The 305-nt window shown below is 64.3% G+C and carries 1 protein-coding gene; it reads right to left on the bottom strand.

Annotated elements, in window-relative coordinates; all coding sequences use genetic code 11:
- Positions 1-305 (bottom strand): acyltransferase domain-containing protein (locus ACX4ZE_RS23300; protein ID WP_480275611.1); only part of this gene is annotated, 305 nt, incomplete at both ends.

Below are 305 nucleotides of genomic sequence, written 5' to 3'. Positions count from 1 at the left end.
GAAAGCCCACCCGCCACCACCGCCGCAGCGATCTCACCCTGCGAATGCCCCACCACCGCAGCAGGCTCCACCCCGAACGAACGCCACACCGCCGCCAACGACACCATCACCGCGAACAACACCGGCTGAACAACATCCACCCGATCCAACGAATCCGCCGAACACAACACATCCACCAACGACCACTCCACAAACGGCCCCAACGCCGCCTCACACTCCGCCATCCGCGCCGCGAACACCGCCGACTCGTCCAACAACTCCCGAGCCATCCCCACCCACTGCGAACCCTGACCAGGAAAAACGAA

The sequence above is a fragment of the Nocardia sp. TBRC8007 genome (assembly GCF_056629435.1).
The sequence above is the reverse complement of the archived record's forward strand: the minus strand, read 5'-3'. Positions and strand labels throughout refer to the sequence as shown.